General features: G+C 67.2%; 1 rRNA gene. It reads right to left on the bottom strand.

Going from position 1 to position 409, the window contains the following annotated elements:
* Positions 1–308: 308 nt before the first annotated feature.
* Positions 309–409 (bottom strand): 16S ribosomal RNA (locus RM446_RS24710); the annotation flags it as partial.

Genomic DNA, 409 nt, shown 5'->3' with positions numbered 1-409 from the left:
CGGCACCAGCCGCACCCCGAGCACACGACCCGGGTCTTCGCAGGGGTGGCCAACAGGAGAACAACCCCAAGGGCCGCTCCCTCAGACACCCAACAGCGCGTGTCCACCTCAGCACCATCCCGGCACCAGCCCTCCGGCGCCGCCGCACCCCACCGCACAGCGGTCAGGCACCAGCAGCCACCACGAAGACCTCAAAGCACCGGGTCCACTCACGAGTCCGCCGGCCCTCTCGACGAAAAACCGGGACACCCCGCGCGCCCGAAAACGCGCAGACGCACCCCGCGGGCCGACTCTGCAAGACTCCTTAGAAAGGAGGTGATCCAGCCGCACCTTCCGGTACGGCTACCTTGTTACGACTTCGTCCCAATCGCCAGCCCCACCTTCACTCACTCCCTCCCGCAAGGGGTTA

The sequence above is a fragment of the Streptomonospora wellingtoniae genome (assembly GCF_031845375.1).
GTDB classification, from domain to species: domain Bacteria; phylum Actinomycetota; class Actinomycetes; order Streptosporangiales; family Streptosporangiaceae; genus Streptomonospora; species Streptomonospora wellingtoniae.
The sequence above is the reverse complement of the archived record's forward strand: the minus strand, read 5'-3'. Positions and strand labels throughout refer to the sequence as shown.